The organism is Duganella sp. GW821-FHT07F09 (assembly GCF_059418705.1).
In genome coordinates this window covers 535,458-550,163 of record NZ_JBWKQJ010000004.1, presented here as the reverse complement: position 1 = coordinate 550,163, position 14,706 = coordinate 535,458, and the positions used below count along the sequence as shown (strand labels likewise).

Annotated in this window: 10 protein-coding genes; 8 read left to right on the top strand and 2 right to left on the bottom strand. The window is 66.8% G+C overall.

Going from position 1 to position 14,706, the window contains the following annotated elements; all coding sequences use genetic code 11:
• Window positions 1-63 precede the first annotated feature (63 nt).
• The 3 genes from AC07P1_RS13905 to xseA all read left to right on the top strand — a co-directional run bounded on the left by AC07P1_RS13905 (window position 64) and on the right by xseA (window position 8,087).
• Window positions 64-915, top strand: coding sequence for a sulfotransferase family protein (locus AC07P1_RS13905; RefSeq protein WP_494696350.1), 852 nt, complete (start codon window positions 64-66; stop codon window positions 913-915).
• Window positions 912-6,515 (top strand): Ig-like domain-containing protein, encoded by a 5,604-nt coding sequence (locus AC07P1_RS13900; protein ID WP_494696349.1) that lies wholly within the window; start codon window positions 912-914, stop codon window positions 6,513-6,515. The genes AC07P1_RS13905 and AC07P1_RS13900 overlap by 4 nt, the downstream gene beginning before the upstream one ends.
• Before the next feature lie 210 nt (window positions 6,516-6,725).
• On the top strand, window positions 6,726-8,087 hold the full coding sequence (gene xseA, locus AC07P1_RS13895) for an exodeoxyribonuclease VII large subunit (protein ID WP_494696470.1): 1,362 nt from the start codon (window positions 6,726-6,728) through the stop codon (window positions 8,085-8,087).
• A 1-nt stretch (window position 8,088) separates the two neighbouring features.
• On the opposite strand, the gene AC07P1_RS13890 is transcribed toward xseA, so the two are convergent.
• Entirely contained in the window at window positions 8,089-9,087 is a 999-nt protein-coding gene (locus tag AC07P1_RS13890; protein ID WP_494696348.1) for a glucokinase, read from the bottom strand.
• Between the two features lie 236 nt (window positions 9,088-9,323).
• Here AC07P1_RS13890 and AC07P1_RS13885 point away from each other — a divergent pair, with 236 nt between their 5' ends.
• The 3 genes from AC07P1_RS13885 (at window position 9,324) to mgrA (ending at window position 12,308) form a co-directional block, all read left to right on the top strand.
• Window positions 9,324-10,304 (top strand): LacI family DNA-binding transcriptional regulator, encoded by a 981-nt coding sequence (locus AC07P1_RS13885; protein ID WP_494696469.1) that lies wholly within the window; start codon window positions 9,324-9,326, stop codon window positions 10,302-10,304.
• Window positions 10,305-10,417: 113 nt separating this feature from the next.
• Complete coding sequence (sodB, locus tag AC07P1_RS13880; protein ID WP_494696347.1) at window positions 10,418-10,996, top strand: superoxide dismutase [Fe]; 579 nt, start codon at window positions 10,418-10,420, stop codon at window positions 10,994-10,996.
• Between the two features lie 274 nt (window positions 10,997-11,270).
• A complete protein-coding gene (gene mgrA / locus AC07P1_RS13875) occupies window positions 11,271-12,308 on the top strand; it encodes an L-glyceraldehyde 3-phosphate reductase (RefSeq protein ID WP_494696346.1) in 1,038 nt (345 codons plus the stop codon).
• 4 nt (window positions 12,309-12,312) lie between these two features.
• Here mgrA and AC07P1_RS13870 read toward each other — a convergent pair whose 3' ends face one another.
• The gene (locus AC07P1_RS13870; protein WP_494696345.1) at window positions 12,313-12,711 is read right to left on the bottom strand and encodes a hypothetical protein; all 399 of its coding nucleotides are present in this window, start codon (window positions 12,709-12,711) and stop codon (window positions 12,313-12,315) included.
• Between the two features lie 178 nt (window positions 12,712-12,889).
• On the opposite strand from AC07P1_RS13870, the gene AC07P1_RS13865 reads away from it, so the two are divergent.
• Both AC07P1_RS13865 and AC07P1_RS13860 read left to right on the top strand, forming a co-directional pair.
• Complete coding sequence (locus AC07P1_RS13865) at window positions 12,890-13,243, top strand: DUF4148 domain-containing protein (RefSeq protein WP_494696344.1); 354 nt, start codon at window positions 12,890-12,892, stop codon at window positions 13,241-13,243.
• Window positions 13,244-13,261: 18 nt separating this feature from the next.
• The gene (locus AC07P1_RS13860) at window positions 13,262-14,704 is read left to right on the top strand and encodes an efflux transporter outer membrane subunit (RefSeq protein WP_494696343.1); all 1,443 of its coding nucleotides are present in this window, start codon (window positions 13,262-13,264) and stop codon (window positions 14,702-14,704) included.
• The last annotated feature ends 2 nt before the right edge of the window (window positions 14,705-14,706 follow it).

Here is a 14,706-nt window from a genome sequence, read left to right as displayed (position 1 = left end):
ATTGGCGAGAAACTTTGTCCATAAATATGCCACAGTTGAATAAAGTTCTTTCCTGTCGAGACCATGCCAGACGCCGATCGCACCTATCATTTCATTTCCGGGCTGCCCCGTTCCGGTTCCACCCTGTTGTCGGCCATCCTGCGCCAGAATCCCCGTTTCCACGCCGGCATCAGCAGTCCCGTCGCCGGCCTGGCCACCGGCCTGCTCGGCCAGGTCAGCGCCGGCAGCGAATTGGCGACGCTGGTCGACGCGCAGCAGCGCCGTGCCCTGTTGCGCGGCCTGTTCGACGCCTACTACAGCACCAATCCGAGCGAAGTCGTGCTTGACACCAACCGCCTGTGGTGCGGCAGGCTGCCGCTGCTGCGGGACCTGTTCCCGGGCGCCAAGGTGATCGCCTGCGTGCGCAACGTCGCCTGGGTCATGGACAGCATCGAGCGCCTGTACCGCGCCAATCCGTATGAGAACACGCGCCTGTTCAACCACGCGGGCGGACGCGGCTCGGTCTACACCCGGCTCGAAGGCCTGATCCAGCACGACCAGATGGTCGGCTCGGCGTGGGCAGCGCTGCGCGAGGCCTACTACGGCGAACAGGCCGAGTCTTTGTTGGTGGTCGACTACGACCTGCTGTCGCGCGCGCCGCAACAGGTGATCCCGCTGATCTACGACTTCATCGGCGAGCCGGCGTTCGACCACGACTTCGAGCACATCGAGTACGACGCCGTCGATTTCGACCTGCAACTGGGCGTGCCCGGCCTGCACCGCGTGCGCGCCAAGGTCGAGTTCCAGGCAAGGCGCACCATCCTGCCGCCCGACCTGTTTGAAAAATATTCCAAGCTGTCCTTCTGGGGTGACCGCAACGGCAGTCGCGCGAATGTGATCAGCAACCAACCGGCCCTGCCAGGAACCCCATCATGACCAGCAAGCAAACCAACGGCGTACACGCCCACCTCGACGACGACGCGCCCTGGCGGCTGCAAATTCTGGCCGGCGCACCCGATGCCGCGCACATTCCGGCGGCACCGGCGGCCCAGCCCGCGCAGCCGCCGCTGGCGATCGCCCAACGCAGCGAAATCACCTTCATCGAATCGAACGTGGCCGACCTGCAAACCCTGCTCAAGGGCCTGGCCGGCAGCGAGGTCCACGTGCTCGACGCCGGCCAGGACGGCCTGCAACAGATCGCCGCCATCCTGGCCGGACGCGAGGGCGTCGACGCGCTGCACATCATCTCGCACGGCGCGACGGCGGCCGTCAACTTCGGCGCGCTCAGGCTCGACGGCGGCAACCTGGACGCCCATCGCGCCGAGCTCGACACGATAGGCCGCGCCATAGCCGACGGCGGCGACATCCTGCTGTACGGCTGCGAGGTGGGCGCCGGCAGCGGCGGCGCCGCCTTCATCGACCGGCTGGCCGACGCCACCGGCGCCGACGTGGCCGCCTCGGCCAACCTGACCGGCGCCGCCGCGCAGGGCGGCGACTGGCGGCTGGAAATCCACAGCGGTCAAATCGAGACGGCCGCCGTGGTCGATCCGGCGCTAGCCGCGCTCTATCAGCAAACGCTGGCGATTCCCAGCGCCACGGTCAACTTCAACAACCCCGGAAACTTCGCCAACGGCGGCGGCTACCTGGCGGCCAACGACGTCATCTACAACGTCGCCGCCAACAGCGGCTACCAGTTGAAGATCGACGGCCAGAACGAGGGCGTGATCAACTTCGGCAACTACGTGGCCAGCGACGCCGGCTACGCCCGCGGCGAAACGCTGCTGACAATGTCCTTCGTCGCCGGCCAGGTCTTCACGCCAACCTCGATCAAGGTCGGCACCCAGCTCAACGGCGTGCAAAACCTGATCTTCAAAGGTTACGACACGGCCGGCAATCAGGTCGGCTCGACCCATACCTTTAACACCTCCTCCAACCCCAACACCTACCTGACGGCGACGTTTTCCGGCCTGACCAACATCGCCACGTTGAAGGTGACCGCCGACGCCAACTCGAACGGCGGCAAGATGTTCTATCTGATCCTGGAGGATCTGGCACTGAGCAATATCCAGCCGCCCGCGCCGTCGGTGACCTCGATCACCTCCAGCACCACCAACGGCAGCTACAAGGTCGGCGACACGATCAGCATCCAGGTCACCTTCGACGCCGCCGTCACGGTGGCCGGGACGCCGCAGCTGACCCTGGCCACCGGCGGCGCCGGCCGCGCCATCAACTATGCCAGCGGCAGCACTACCAACACGCTGACCTTCAACTACACCGTGCAGGCCGGCGACAGCAGCAGCGACCTCGACGTCTTCAGTACCGGCGCGCTCAGCCTCAACGGCGGCAGCATCACGCAGACCAGCGGGGCCGCCGCCGCCACGCTGACCCTGCCAACGCCCGGCACCGCCGGCTCGCTGGGCGCCAACAAGGCGCTGGTGGTCGACGGCGTCGCCCCGACCCTGACCATCACCAGCAACGTGGCCACGCTCAAGGCCGGCGAGACCGCCACCATCACCTTCACCTTCAGCGAAGCGCCCACCGGCTTCGCCTGGGATGGCAGCAGCGGCGACGTCGTCGTGACCGGCGGCACGCTGGGCGCCATCTCCGGCGCCGGCCTGACGCGCACCGCCACCTTCACGCCGACCGCGTCCACCAACGGCGGCACCGCCAGCATCACCGTGGCCTCCGGCACCTACACCGATACGGTCGGCAACAACGGCGGCGCCGGCACCACGCCGTCGCTGACCTTCGACACGCTGGCGCCATCGGCGCCGTCGACACCGGCGCTGGCGAGCGCCAGCGACAGCGGCACCAGCACTTCGGACCGCATCACCAACGACACCACGCCGACCTTCACCGGCACCGCCGAGGCCAACGCCACCGTCAAGCTATACGACACCGACGGCACCACCTTGCTGCAAACCGCCACCGCCGACGGCAGCGGCAACTGGACCCTCACCAGCAGCGCGCTGTCCGCCGGCGCGCACAGCGTCAGCGTCAAGGCCACCGATTCGGCCGGCAACGCCAGCGCCGCTTCGGCCACGCAAACGGTGACGATCGTGACGGCCGCGCCAACGGTGGCCATCACCAGCGACGTCAACAGCCTCAAGGCCAACGAGACGGCCACCATCACCTTCACCTTCAGCAGCGACCCCGGCGCCACGTTCACGTGGAACGGCAGCAGCGGCGACGTGGTCGTCAGCGGCGGCACGCTGGGCGCCATCTCCGGCACCGGGTTGACGCGCACGGCCACCTTCACGCCGGCGGCGGCAACCGACAACGTCGCCGCCAGCATCACCGTCACCGCCGCCAGCTACACGGACGTGGCCGGCAACAGCGGCGGCGCCGGGCTCACGCCGACGCTCACCATCGACACCATCGCGCTGGCGCCGGCCATCGCCGGCGCCAACGCCGCCAGCGACAGCGGCGGCTCCAACAGCGACGGCATCAGCAACGACGGCACGCCGACCATCACCGGCACCGCCGAGAACGGCGCGGCCGTGCGCCTGTACGACAGCGACGGCACCACCCAGGTGGGCAGCGCCACCGCCGACGGCGCCGGCAACTGGAGCATCACCGCCAGCGTGCTGACCGAGGGCGCGCATACCTTGACGGCCAAACAAACCGATGTCGCCGGCAATGTCTCGGCCGCTTCCAGCGCCTACACCTACCGGGTCGATACGACCGGCCCGGCCGCGCTGGCGCTCAGCGCCACCACCGTCGCGCTGGCCGCCGCCACCAACGGTGCCACCGTGGCCACCGCCTCGTCCACCGACGCCAGCGCCGTCGCCTACGACTTCGCCGTCGGCAACGGCACCATCGACGCCGACAACGCCAAATTCAGCTTCTCCGGCACCAGCCTGGTGGCGGCGCAGACGCTGGGCGCCGGCAGCTACCATATCTATGTGCGCGCCACCGACGCCGCCGGCAACGAGGCCTTCCAGATCTTCGTCGTCGACGTTGTCGACGCCCCCGCCGTCAGCTCCATCGTGCGCGCGGCCGCAGCGCCGGGCACGGTGGCCGCCAGCGCCACCTCGGTCAGCTACACGGTCACCTTCAGCCAGAGCGTCACCGGCGTCGGCGCGAGCGACTTCGCGCTGACGGCCAGCGGCACCGCCGCCGGCACCATCCAGTCGGTCACCGGCAGCGGCGACACCTACACCGTCACCGTCAACGGCATCAGCGGCGACGGCACCTTGCGGCTGGACCTCAACGCCAGCGGCACCGGCATCCAGAACGGTTCGTCCGTGGCCATCGTCGGCGGCCACACGGCCGGCCAGACCTACACGCTGGATCACACCACACCGGCCGCGCCGAGCGCGCCGGCGCTGAGCGCCGGCAGCGACAGCGGCGCCTCCTCCAGCGACGCCATCACCAGCGACACCACGCCGACCGTGACCGGGACGGCGGAGGCCAACGCCACCGTCAATCTGTTCGACGGCGCCACCCAGGTCGGCACCACCACCGCCGACGGCAGCGGCAACTGGAGCATCACCAGCAGCACGCTAACTGTCGGCAGCCACACGCTGACGGCGCGCACGACCGACGCCGCCGGCAATGCCTCGGCCGCCGGAAGCGCGCTGGCGATGGTGATCGACACCAGCGCCGCCGCCCCGGCGACGCCGTCGCTGGCCAGCGCCAGCGACGGCGGCACCCTTGGCGACGGCATCACCAACTCCGCCACGCCGACCATCACCGGCACCGCCGAAGCCAATGCCGCCATCACCCTGTACGACACCGACGGCGTAACGGTGGTGGGCACGGCGACCGCCAACGGCAGCGGCGCCTGGAGCACCGCCACCGGCACCTTGGGCGACGGCGTCCACACGCTGACGGCCGTGCAGACCGACCGCGCGGGCAACGTCTCGGCCGCCGGCACCGGGCTGTCGCTGACCATCGACACCCTGGCGCCGGTCGCGCCGGGCGCGCCGGTGCTGGCCCTCGCCAGCGACAGCGGCGCCGCCGGCGACGACATCACCAACATCGCCCGGCCGGTGCTGACCGGCACCGCGCTGGCCGGCGCCGTGGTGCGCCTGTACGACACCGACGGCACCACGGTGCTGGGCACCGCCACCGCCGACGGCGCCGGCAACTGGAGCATCACCAGCGGCACGCTGGCGGTCGGCGCGCACACGCTCACCGCCAAACAGTTCGACGCGGCGGGCAACGCCTCGCCCGCCGGCGTGGCGCTGGCGCTGACCATCGAGACGGCCCCGAATCCGCCGACGTCGCCGCCCACCACCGTCGACGGCGTCACCGTGGAGCAAACGCCGGTGGTGCTGCCCGGCGGCGGCCTTGGCACGCGCACCGTGATCGGCATCGTCGGCAACGACCGCGCAGAATCGAGCGGCAACGCCGCCGTGGCCGACATTCCGCTGGTGACCGGCGCCGGCGCCAACCTGCTGCTGGCGCAAATCGCCCCCGGCTTCGGCCTGACCGCCTCCAGCGGCGCAAGCCGGCCCGCCGGCAGTTCGACCGATCAACTGATCCAGGCCATCCTGGGCGTGACACCCGATCACCCGGCGTCCGACCAGGGCCACCTGACCGGCAACGGCATTGCCTTCCTGGGCCAGTTGACGGCCAGTACGCCGCTGCTGGTCGGCACCATCGTGCCGGTCAGCGGCGCAAACGCGCCCACCGGATCGCTGACGTTGACCGGCACCAGCACGGACAGCCAGCACACCGCGCTGGTGATCGACGCCAGCGGGCTGGCGCCCGGCAGCGCGCTGGTGCTGAACGCGATCGACTTCGCCGCCGTCGTCGGCGCCGCCAACGTCACCGGCAACACCACCGGCCAGATCCTCACCGGCGACGCCGCCGGCCAGCAGTTCACCGTCTCCTCCGCGCGTGGCGGCGCGGTGTTCGCCGGCGGCGGCGCCGATGCGCTGGTCTTCAACTCGGCGATTCCCGGCGCCAGCGCGGCGCCGATAATGGGCGCGCTGGCGCCGGCGAACGACAACGCAATCGGCACCAGGACCGTCATGCATGGCGGCCTGGGCGCCGACAGCGTCGCCTTCAACGGCGCCAGCGCGGACTATACGATCGACCTGCACCGGGGCTACGCCGTCGTCACCGCCAAGGCGCAACCGCTGCTGCACGCGCTGGTGATCAACGTCGAAAGCATGACGTTCACCGACACCACGATCAGCGTCGACAACCCGGCCTCGCTGGCCTCGATCACCGGCCTGTATCAAAGCGTGCTGGCCCGCCAGGGCGACCACCTGGGCGTCGAGTTCTGGGCCGGGGCGTACGACAAAGGCGTGAGCCTGGGCCAGATCGCCCTCAACCTCATCGCGTCGGCCGAATCGCAGGCCTTGCATGCGATGATCTTCAACGGCGATTCAGCGCACGATGTCGAATTGCTCTACCAGGGCATCTTCGGGCGCCACGGCGACGCTGCGGGACTTGCTTTTTGGACAGAAAAAGTGGCGGCCGGCATGTCGCTGGACCGTCTGGCGGATTCCTTCATCGCCGCGCCGGAGATGGATATCCACAAGATCGGGGCGCAGGACTGGGATTTCCTGCTCTCGTCATGAACAGTTTGTGTGGATAACTTTGTGTGTAACTGCCATCGCCGAAGCTAAAGTGCTTGATCCGTAAGGCTTTTTATTCATTGCCTCTAAATAAGGCAGAAATATTAGCCTTTAAAATCATGACCCTATCTATAATACCTACCGCTCCACGTGCACTGTGACCGCTGTGTTACAGATCTCACATAGTGTGGATAGTTTATTTTTTTGAAACCGATGATGTTCGACGACCGCTCCGATTCCACCCCCACCGCCGCCGCCGTGATGACCGTGACCGCGCTCAACCAGGCGGTCGCGCGGCTGCTCGAGCGCTCCTTCCCGCTGGCCTGGATCGGCGGCGAAGTGTCCAACTTCACCCGCGCCAGTTCCGGCCACTGGTACTTCACGCTCAAGGACAACGCCGCCCAGGTGCGGGCGGTGATGTTCCGCGGCCGCGCGCAGTACGCCGACTTCATTCCGCGCGAGGGCGACAAGGTCGAAGTGCGGGCGCTGGTCACCCTGTACGGCGCGCGCGGCGACTACCAGATCAACGTCGAGGCGATACGCCGCGCCGGCGTCGGCTCGCTGTTCGAAGCGTTCCAGCGGCTGAAGGAAAAGCTCGACGCGGCGGGCCTGTTCCACGCCGACCGCAAACGCGCCCTGCCGATGTTCCCGCGCGCGATCGGCATCGTCACCAGCCCGCAGGCGGCGGCGCTGCGCGACGTGCTGACGGCGCTCAAGCGGCGCGCGCCGCACGTGCGCATCGTGCTGTATCCCACGCCGGTGCAGGGACAGCTGGCGGCCGAGAAGATCGCCGCCGCCATCGACACGGCCTCGCTGCGCAACGAGTGCGATGTGCTGATCGTCTGCCGGGGCGGCGGCAGCATCGAGGACCTGTGGTCGTTCAACGACGAGGATGTGGCGTACGCGGTCGCCAATTGCCGCATGCCGGTGATCTCCGGCGTCGGCCACGAGACGGACTTCACGATCTGCGATTTCGCCGCCGACCTGCGCGCGGCCACGCCGACGGCGGCGGCCGAACTGGCGGCCACGCCGCGCGCCGACTGGCTGGCATCGCTGCGCGCCGACGCCACCGACTTGCGCCGGGCCATGCGCCGCAGCGTGAGCGAGGCCACGCAAACGCTGGACAGCCACGCGCGCCGCCTGCTCAACCCGGGCGCGCAGATCAAGCAGCAGCGTTTAAAGCTGCTGGCGCTGTCGACGGCGATGATGCACGCCAACCGCATGCCGCTGTCGCAGTCGCGTTATCAGCTCGATCGTTTGAGCGGCAGGATGGCGGCGCGCAAGCCGGACGTGCGGGCGGCGCGTTCGGCGCTGGCCGGACTGCAGCATCGCGCCGGGATCAGCGTGGCCACGCAGCTGGGCCGGCGCCGCCATGCGTTGGCGGCGTTGTCGTCGCAACTGGAGTTGTTGAATCCCCAGCGCACCTTGGAGCGCGGCTACGCCATCGTCACCGACGACCAGGGCGCCATCGTGCGCGCGCCGGCGCAACTGCGGCCGCGCGGCACGCTGACGTTGCGGCTGGCCGAAGGCAGCGCGCAAGTCGGCATCGACTCGGTGCAGCCGACGCTGGACTGAATCAGCCCGCCGACAACATCGCCGACATCCCGATCAACGTCGGATACTCTTCGGTGATGACATACGTCGGGATATGCGACAGATAATCCGAAAACCGCCCCTTCTGCTCGAAGCGCGCGCGGAATCCGGAATGCTCGAAAAACTCGCTCATGCGCGGCACGATGCGCCCGCCGATATAAATGCCGCCCTTGGCGCCCAGGGTCAGCGCCACGTTGCCCGCCACCGTCCCAAGCATCTCGCAGAACGCCTCCAGCGTCTCTTCGCACACCGGGCATAGGCGATGCAGGCCCTGCTCCATGATCTCGGTCGTGCCCAGGTTGCGCGGCTCCACGCGCGCCCGTTCGCACAGCGCGCGGTACACCAGTCCCAGGCCGATGCCCGACACCAGCCGCTCGCTCGACACATGCTCGTGATAGCGCCGTGCATAGCGCAGGATATCGATCTCGCGCTCGTTCATCGGCGCGAAGGTGCTGTGCCCTCCCTCGCTGTCGATGGCGATCCAGCGCCCGTCGACGCCGGAGGGCACCAGTCCGGACACGCCCAGGCCCGCATCCGCGCCCACCAGGCCGATGGTCGCGCCGGCGCGCGCCACGCCGCCGCCGATCTGGCGCTTGTGGTCCGCCGCCAGGTATGGCAAGGCGCTGGCCAGCGCGGTGAAGTCGTTCACCACCACCAGCGATTTCAAGCTGAATTGCGAGCACACCGCCTCGATCGAGAACGACCAGTGGTGGTTGGTCATCGTGACCCAGTCGCCGTCGATCGGATTGGCGATGGCGATGCCGGCGAAGCGCGCCTGGTAGCCGCCCGCCGCCACCGTGGCCGGCTGCGACAGGTAGGCCACCAGCGCCGCGCCCAGGGTGGGATAGGCGGCGCAGTCGGTGACCCAGATGGCGTCGATTTGGTTGGGCGCCGTCTCCAGGCCGAAGCTGGCACTGGTGCCGCCGATGTCGGCCAGCAGGCGCGGGCCGTTCGCCAGATGCGAAAAGGATGCGCGATCCATGTCTCTTCCTTTGTTATTGTTGGTGCGGTTCGTTATGCGGATTATACGGCAGCACCTTTATGAAATCGTTTTCAACGCTGGTTTCATTAGATACCCGGCGCCGGGGAAAGTCAATGCGCGGCCGACACTGGCCGAAAGGATAGCGAATATGGTAACCTTGGGTGAAAAGGTTTTCATATTAGACAACAGGATCCCCCTTGGCAGCTACCCCCTCCCCCTCCGGCCCATCGACGCTGATGGATGTTGCGCGCCAGGCGGGAGTATCGCCCAGTACGGTTTCCCGCATCCTCAACGGCACCGCCAAGGTCTCGGACGACAAGCGCGAGGCCGTGCTGGCCGCCATCGCGAAGATGAACTTCGCTCCCAACCAGATGGCGCAGGGCCTCAAAAAAGGCCGCTCGCTGACCATCGGCATCGTGGTGCAGGATATCTCCTCCCCTTTCTTTGATGAAACACTGCGCGGCGTCGACGACGGCCTCAAGGGCACCGGCTATGCCTCGGTGATCGTCAGCGGCCACTGGAACGCCGACGAGGAAGCCGAGCGCATCCGCCTGCTGCTGGCGCGCAAGGTCGACGGCATCATCCTGCTGTCGGGGCGCATCTCGGACGAGACCGTGCTCGGCTTCTCCACCCAGCGGCCGATCGTCTCGACCGGGCGCGAACTGAAGACCCGCACCGCGCTGGGCTTCAAGATCAACAACGAATACGGCGCCTATCTTGCCGTGCGCCACCTGATCGAACTGGGCCACCGCCGCATCGCCTTCATCTCCGGCCCCGCCAACAACATGGACGCCGACGAACGCCTGGCCGGCTACAAGCGCGCGCTGGAGGAGGCCGGCATCGAGACCGACCCGCACCTGATCGTCGAGGGCAATTACCACGAAGCCAGCGGCATGATGGCGATGAACCGGCTGTTCGATACCCACCAGCAATTCACGGCCGTGTTCGCGGCCAACGACCTGAGCGCCTATGGCGCGCGGCTGGCCCTGTACCGCAAGGGCATCCGCGTGCCGGACGACATCTCGCTGGTCGGTTTCGATGATTTGCCGGGCTCGTCCTACACGACGCCGCCGCTGACGACCATCCGCCAGCCGCTGTACGACATCGGCCGCATCGCCACCCACGCGCTGCTGCGCGTGATCAACGGCGAGGACGCGCAGGGCGAGATTCCGCCGCTGGAACTGATCGTGCGCGAGACCACCCGCCGGGTGCGCTGAGTATCCACACGGAAAGCGGGCCTTTTGAGCATGGAAGGCGCATCCGCTTTACAATGATGAACGTTTCGCCATAATTCACCCTCGGTTTTAACACCCCAAACAAAGGAATAACAATGGAACATACCCTGCCACCACTGCCATATGCCATCGACGCCCTGGCGCCGCACATCTCGCAAGAAACCCTGGAATACCACTACGGTAAGCACCACCAGACGTATGTCACCAACCTGAACAACCTGATCAAGGGCACCGAATTCGAGAACCTGTCGCTCGAAGAGATCGTCAAGAAATCGTCCGGCGGCGTGTTCAACAACTCCGCCCAGGTGTGGAACCACACGTTCTACTGGAACAGCCTGACGCCAAACGGCAAAGGCGCACCGGACGGCGCGCTGGCCGATGCGATCAACGCCAAGTGGGGTTCGTTCGACAAGTTCAAGGAAGAGTTCACCAAGTCGGCCGTCGGCAACTTCGGTTCGAGCTGGACCTGGCTGGTGAAAAAGGCCGACGGTTCGCTGGACATCGTCAACACCTCGAACGCCGCCACGCCGCTGACCACCGACGCCAAAGCGCTGATCACCTGCGACCTGTGGGAGCACGCTTACTACATCGACTACCGCAACGTGCGTCCTAAGTATCTGGAAACCTTCTTCAAGCTGGCCAACTGGGACTTCGCGGCGGCCAACTTCGCCTGAATGCCGTCGTAGTCGGTCCATGCATGCGCCAACTTGACGCATGCATGGCGGATTACGCTGCGCTAATCCGCCCTACGTGTCTCCCCTGTGTATTCGCGGTGCGTGCCCTCCACGCGTTCGCGGCGCGGGGCATACATTCGTTGGCGTATGAATTCCCGACAAACACGTAGGGCGGATTAGGCGGAACGCCGTAATCCGCCAATGCGTGCGTCGCGGCGACATATCCCGCGTACGCCGCATATAATCTCCGGAGACCATTTTGGAGATTGCCTACATGACCTACCTCGCCTCACCCCACCGCTACGAAGAAATGCAATACCGCACCTGCGGCCGCAGCGGCTTGAAGCTGCCGGCGATGTCGCTCGGCCTGTGGCACAACTTCGGCGATACCAACAACCTCGCCTCGCAGCGCGACATGCTGCGCACCGCCTTCGACCTGGGCATCACCCACTTCGACCTGGCCAACAACTACGGCCCGCCATACGGCTCCGCCGAGTCCAATTTCGGCCACCTGTACAAATCCGACTTCCAGCCCTACCGCGATGAACTGATCATCTCCACCAAGGCCGGCTGGGACATGTGGCCCGGCCCCTACGGCCAGGGCGGCGGCTCGCGCAAGTACGTGCTGGCCAGCCTCGATCAAAGCCTGAAACGCATGGGCCTCGACTACGTCGACATCTTCTACTCGCACCGCTTCGACCCGGCCACGCCGCTGGAGGAAACCATGGGCGCACTGGCGCACGCGGTCCAGCAGGGCAAGGCGTTGTATGTGGGAGTATCGTCCTACTCGGCCGAGAAAACCGCCGAAGCCGCCCACCTGCTGCATGAGTGGAAGGTGCCGTGCCTGATCCACCAGCCGTCCTACAATATGCTGAACCGCTGGATCGAGGAAGACCTGCTCGACACCCTGGGTAAACAGGGCATCGGCTGCATCACCTTCACCGCGCTGGCGCAGGGCATCCTGAGCGACAAATATTTGAATGGCATTCCGGCCGACGCCCGCATCAACCGTCCGGGCGGCGGCTCGCTGATGGCATCGCACCTGAGCGATGAAAACCTCGCCCGCGTGCGCGCCCTCAATGAGATCGCCAAGGCGCGCGGACAAACGCTGGCGCAGATGGCGCTGGCGTGGGTGCTGCGCGACGCCCGCATCACGTCGACCTTGATCGGCGCCAGCAGCAGCGCGCAAATCCGCGAGAACGTCGCCGCGCTGAAGAACCTGAGCTTCAGCGCCGACGAACTGGCCGCGATCGACCAGCAAGCCAAGGAAGGCGATATCAATTTGTGGGCGGTATCGTCCGTCCACAAATAAGTACTTATTGGCGGGAACCCGGCTGCCCGTTCAACCGCGACTTCTCGCCACGCTCCAACGTTTGATCCGGCGGCACGTCGTCATCCGGCACGCTGCCGTCGTCCTCCAACGGCACCACGTCGTGGAAATCGCCGTCCACCATCGCATCTGCGCCAGGGATGGTTTCGATGCGATCGAAACCGATGTCGGCGCCCGCCTCCACCTTGTCGATCGCGACATCGCCACGCTCGCCGGTGCCTTCGGCATCGGTGTCGCTGTCGAGCGCGAGGTCCGGATTGCCGGCCACGTCGCTGCCGCTGTCGGAGTTGTCGCTTGGGCCGAGCGAACGCGTGCCGTGGCCGCGCCCCAGCACGCGATCGTTACCTGCCGGGATGTTATCGGGGTCGAGTGTACTGTCGGACATGATCTGCTCCTTCCAATGAAAACCCGATTGGACCACTGCGGCGGCGGCCGGTCCGTGCGCCCGCTCGCATATAGGGGAGACGCATCGGACAGCCCTATCGGCCCGATAGGAATTTTTTACTTTACAAATGTACTATTCATAGATATAGTTACTCCATACACACACGAAGGAGTCCATCATGAGCACCGTCACCAACAACCTGCTGCGCACCGCCGCCCTTGTCTTCGCCATCGCCGGTAGCACCGTCGCCACGGCCCAGACCACGTCGCCAGCCGCTAACACCACCACTGGCGCGGCCACCACCTCCGTTAGCGCCACCAAAACGGCAACCGGCACGGCCGCCGCGCAAACCGCCGTCGCCGCCACCGCCGTCGCCGCCACCGCCGTCGCCGCGAGCAAAGCCCAACAGCCGACCGGCCTGACCCGCGCCCAGGTTCAAGCCGAATTCCTCGAAGCGCGCAAGAACGGCACGCTGCTGCAAACGGAAGCCGACTTCGACGTCGCGCAAACCCGCAAACACGTCGCCAACTAAACGCGCGTCGAGATCACCATGACCACGCATCCATCGCCACGTCCCCTCGCAGCCGCCATGCTGGCGTGCGCGATGGCGGTGTTGAGCGGATGCGCGGACATGGGCCACATCCAGCCGCAAGCCACCGCGCTCAAGCCCGCGCAACTGAATCCCGGCAAAGCCATCGCCGCCGCCAGCGCCGACGTGGCGTGGCCCGCGCAGCATTGGTGGGAAGCGCTGCACGACGAACAGTTGAACAAGCTTGTGAGCGCGGCGCTGACCGGCAATCCGGGCCTGCGCGCGGCACAAGCGCGCGTGCGCCAGGCCGAGTCGCTGGCAGGCGTCGCCAAAGCCGGCACCTTGCCGCGCGTGGACGCCTCGGCCAGCATCGACCGCGAACTGTACTCCGCGCACAGCACCGTGCCCGCTCCGCTGGCCGGCAACTACGCGTGGAAGAACACCGCCACCCTGTCCGGTTCCTACGACCTGGATCTGTGGGGCCGCAACCGCGACGCGCTGGCCGCCGCACTCGACGAAGTACGCCTGGCGTCGGCCGAAGCGCAGATGGCACGGCTGACATTGGAGACGGCCATCGTACGCAGCTACATTCAACTGTCGCTCGACTACGCGCTGCGCGACAGCGTGGCCGACAACCTGGCGCAACGCCAGCGCATCCTCGAGATCACGCGCAAGCGCCATGCGGCGGGACTGGTGAGCGACATCGACGTCACCAACATTGAAACGACACTGCCGGCGGGACGGCGCGACCATGAGCAGATCGACGAATCGATCGCCCTGTTGCGCAATCAGCTGGCGGCACTGATCGGCAAAGGACCGGGCGACGGTGAAACGATCGCCCGGCCGAAGCTGGCCCTTGAATCGGGACAAGGCGAAGCGGTGCCCGACACCTTGCCGGCGGAACTGGTCGGCCGGCGCCCCGACATCGTCGCCCAGCGCTGGCGCGTGGAAGCGGCCGGAGCGCGCATCGCCGGCGCCAAGGCCGACTTCTACCCGAACATCAATCTCGCGGCGTTCGTCGGCCTGCAGTCGCTGGGCTTCTCGCGCTTCCTGGACAGCCGCTCGCAGATGCGCGGCATCACGCCGGCCGTCAGCCTGCCGATCTTCGACGGCGGGCGGCTGCACGCCCAACTGGGCAACCAGACCGCGCTCTACGACGGTGCGGTCGAACAGTACAACGCCACCGTGGTGCAGGCGATGGCCGATGTGGCCAACGCGGTGGTGCGCATCGCCTCCGTCAAGCAGCAGGACCTGCTGGCGCAACGCGCGCTGGCGTCGGCGCGCCGCCAGCAGCAGCTGGCCGAACGGGCCTACAACGCCGGCATGACCGACTCGCTCAACGTCATCAATGCGCAGCTGACTTTGTTAAACGAGCAGCAGCAAATGGCACAAGTGGCGAGCAAACAACTGGATAACTACGCTTTGTTGATGTCGGCGCTTGGCGGGGGTATAAAAGTGGATTAAGC

Bases quoted from the DNA above. Each gene is read 5' to 3' on its own strand.
- AC07P1_RS13860 (WP_494696343.1), top strand. From the start codon at position 13,262: ATGACCACGCATCCATCGCCACGTCCCCTCGCAGCCGCCATGCTGGCG.
- AC07P1_RS13865 (WP_494696344.1), top strand. From the start codon at position 12,890: ATGAGCACCGTCACCAACAACCTGCTGCGCACCGCCGCCCTTGTCTTC.
- AC07P1_RS13905 (WP_494696350.1), top strand. From the start codon at position 64: ATGCCAGACGCCGATCGCACCTATCATTTCATTTCCGGGCTGCCCCGT.
- AC07P1_RS13900 (WP_494696349.1), top strand. From the start codon at position 912: ATGACCAGCAAGCAAACCAACGGCGTACACGCCCACCTCGACGACGAC.
- xseA (WP_494696470.1), top strand. From the start codon at position 6,726: ATGATGTTCGACGACCGCTCCGATTCCACCCCCACCGCCGCCGCCGTG.
- sodB (WP_494696347.1), top strand. From the start codon at position 10,418: ATGGAACATACCCTGCCACCACTGCCATATGCCATCGACGCCCTGGCG.
- AC07P1_RS13870 (WP_494696345.1), bottom strand. From the start codon at position 12,711: ATGTCCGACAGTACACTCGACCCCGATAACATCCCGGCAGGTAACGAT.
- AC07P1_RS13890 (WP_494696348.1), bottom strand. From the start codon at position 9,087: ATGGATCGCGCATCCTTTTCGCATCTGGCGAACGGCCCGCGCCTGCTG.
- mgrA (WP_494696346.1), top strand. From the start codon at position 11,271: ATGACCTACCTCGCCTCACCCCACCGCTACGAAGAAATGCAATACCGC.
- AC07P1_RS13885 (WP_494696469.1), top strand. From the start codon at position 9,324: ATGGATGTTGCGCGCCAGGCGGGAGTATCGCCCAGTACGGTTTCCCGC.